This is a genomic window from bacterium (assembly GCA_040753555.1).
In the GTDB taxonomy this organism is placed as follows: Bacteria; UBA9089; UBA9088; order UBA9088; family UBA9088; genus JBFLYE01.
In genome coordinates, this window is record JBFMDZ010000213.1 from 1 (window position 1) to 3,442 (window position 3,442).

General features: G+C 37.0%; 2 protein-coding genes. Both read right to left on the reverse strand.

Features of this window, described 5'->3' with window-relative positions; translation table 11 throughout:
• The coding region (locus AB1630_11455) for a UPF0164 family protein (protein ID MEW6104409.1) at positions 1-412 on the reverse strand (412 nt) is incomplete at its 3' end.
• A gap of 2 nt (positions 413-414) precedes the next feature.
• Positions 415-3,442, reverse strand: a 3,028-nt coding sequence (locus AB1630_11460; protein ID MEW6104410.1) for a helix-hairpin-helix domain-containing protein, incomplete at its 5' end; no start/stop codon positions are given.

The window sequence follows — 3,442 nt, forward strand, 5'->3', positions numbered from 1 at the left end:
TATTTTTTCCATATGAGCCGGTAAGGCTATAATCACAGGCATCAAAGGAAGAGCCATCACCACTAGGGTTTGAAACGGTAGTCCTTTTTATACGAGAGGAATTGAGCAAGGAAAGGGCGATTCCTATCCCCTGATTTCCAAAGGGCATAATGGCTGCAAAATACTCATAATTTACTGAATTAAACCAGCTATTATGCGTCAAGCCTATCTGTTTTTTCTTTATTTTAGAAAGACCAGCTGGATTCCAATACATACTATCAACATCATCTACCAGCCCGCAATATGCACCAGCCATTCCACTTGCCCTTGCACTAACCCCAATATTTAGAAATTGTGCCCCTGATATTCCGGCGTTTTCATCAATTCCATAGCTTGAAAATGCTATTAAGCCAATTACTAAAAGCAATTTCATTTTCATTTCACAATGGCAATCCTACCCGTTGCCTTCTCTTTCTTGTTATTTGTAATTACATAGATGTATATCCCACTTGACAACTCTTTATTATTTTGATTTCTCGCATCCCATTGCCAAGTTCCCTGGCTTGTAAGAGAAACCTCCCTTACCAATGTCCCAAAAAGATTGAATATCCTAATCTCTGCATTTTCGGTCAATCCCTTAAAGGTAATCCCCGAATCCGATGAGCCATTATAGGGAATGCCATTATCCTTGTCATTGTCATAAGGGACAAATGGGTTGGGATAGACGAGGATATTGTTTAAATTTTGAGAAAACCATGTTCCTATAGTAAATATTGAACAATGATTTGTCCTTCCATAAACTGCATCTTTATATGGTAAACTTCCAGAATCAGGAATCAATTCCCATTTACGGTTATTTTCATCTAACCATAGCAACTTTAAATTCTCTTTTTTAAGCATATAATTACCAAGATATTGAGATAAGTAAGGAATGGTAATATAAATTTCTCCATTAAATTGATGGGTTTCACTTCCGCTATAGACATCATTTAAGGTAATTAGCCGTGTAGTTGATGGAATAAGAATAATCCCTTTAGTTTTTGCCCATTTATTAGCATCTTCTACGAGAGCCATTTTGCCTTCAGGAATTAAGGGATTGATTGAAATAGAAACATCATTAGGCAGAACATTTGGAGGAATGCTTACCATCGTTTCATCAGGAAGAACGATTTGTCCTCCTTTGTCGGCTCTAATAGCCTTAGAAGACCAGACATATGTTTTAGTGCCAAGCTCTGAATTGGGGAATACTGTTGTAAACTTAATATAGTTTTCCTCTTCTTGAGTATAAAGATTAGATGGAGAGGTCGTTACAAGGGAAATTTTCTCAGAGCTAACAATTACTGTAGCCGTCCCTTCAAAGAGTGTGTAGTTAATAACAGGAATTACTATCTTTATCCATACTTTACCTTTTAACACCCCATCTTGGTATGTAATATTTACCGTTCCTAATGGTTGGTAGAAATCATAATGAGCAATCAATGGGATGTCCCCTTCAAGATGAACACTAAGTTCTCCAGTTCCCGCAAAATCAAAATTCATATTTTCATAAACCTTTAATTCCATCTTTGCATATCCATCAAAAGGTATATTTAGCCTTGCTTCTTGAAGATGAAGAATAATCTCATTTGAATAAGGGTCTTTTGGCACATATAAGACTATATGAATCTCTGCAAGGTTAAAACCAACAATTTTTACCCCACCCTTGCCATCTATATAGCCTATACTTGAAACCTCAATATCAACCAGTGCTTCCAATGCTAAATTAGCAGGTGGAGTAGGAACCAATGTTCCACCCAGACCAACTACTACTTCTCCTTCATTTCTTACTAATATTTCCTGAATACTCACCCCTTTTGCCTCTAATGCCATCCTAAGCTTTTTATTCCCTTTCTCTAAATACCACCAAGGAATTCCATATTCATATCTTTTTGGCTTTATTTCCTCCAAGATAGAAAGATTGTATTTTTGAGCTAATCCAATATAGGTGCGTGGAATCTTCAAATGTCCCCTTGGGTCTTTTAATGAAAATCCTGTTGCTCCTATAGGAAGGACTACACCCACTTTAAGCCTTGCTTCAAACTCATTTTTATCCAGGCGAAGACTAAGGTCAATTCCCTCCCCTACATTGGGAATCTTTATCTTTGCACTTCCAGAGAGCTCATCTTTACCAAAGCCAAGCTCCAGACTTCCACATTCAAAATCGCCTATCTTGAACTTAGCGAGAGATATTTCAGCCTTTTCCACGGTTATCTGCCCGGTTGAAGAAATCCAAAGTTCTTCAACATTAGCACCTCCAATAAGGGGAATCTCTATCTTCCCACTTAACATTACCTTAACTTCATCCTTTTTAAGCTCAAGTCCAATACCACCTATCGTAATTTTCAAAAAGCCAAAAATATCAAATGCAGGAGCAAATATAAGGTCTTTTATGTTATCGTATCTTTCGGGTCCAATTCCAGGAACATCTTTCAATTCTTCTTTTTGGCTATATGGACGATGCTCTATAATCGCTTGAGCAATTTGTTCCCCAATACCCGGAAGGGTCATTATCTCTTCTTTGCTAGCCAAATTTATATTTATCTTTGTAGGTGATTTGTATTTAATACTATCAAATTCCACTGAATCAATATTTAATCCTGTAACACTTACCTTCAAGCCAGAAATTTCTAACATTCCTAAAGGTTCTCCATTAACCATTGGAAGGAAAATTCTCGCATTAACCTTAATAGACTTTTTCTCTCCACTTTCTTGATAATACACATCCTTTATGCCAATAAAAAATCCTCCGATGGAAATCCCATTTACAATAGATTTTTTTTTGAGTTCGCCAGCTATTTCATCTCCAATCTGAGCTACTTTTTTCACTTCTTCTACAGACTTAAACCCTTGATGTGTCTCTTTATATTGAACAATACTCCTTGCAAGTTCATCTCCAATTCCTATGTTGAGACACTTAAAGTCTTCCTCTGTAGCAAAATTCAAGTCTACCTTTCCAGAGGGAATAGTAAGATATATCCAAAATGGGCCAAAATCTATTGGTTCTTCTGATGTCGTTCCATACACCGCAGTCATTGTGTAGATTGCATCCATTGTCACATTGGTGGTCTGGGTAGATGAGTAATCTATACCATTCCGTTGCCATTTCTGGAAGTTATTACCCTCTGCAGTTGAGGGTGCTGTCAGGGTTACCACAGTGTTGTTGTTATAAGTCCGCGTGAATGTGGTTAAGCCACTTCCTTGACCATTATTGTCATTTGGACTTACGGTAATCTTGACACCACTATTAGGGTTAATAGATGTAACGGTTAAGATATAGGTTAAAGGGGGGGTAATAATCTGGCTAATAATAAATAGCGATGTAGTTGTTGATACAATAATATCCATTTTACCATCCCCTGTTATATCTGTTATTTGAACATTCCGAATCTCTCCAGATGGTGATGTATAATTCCATTCTTCAATT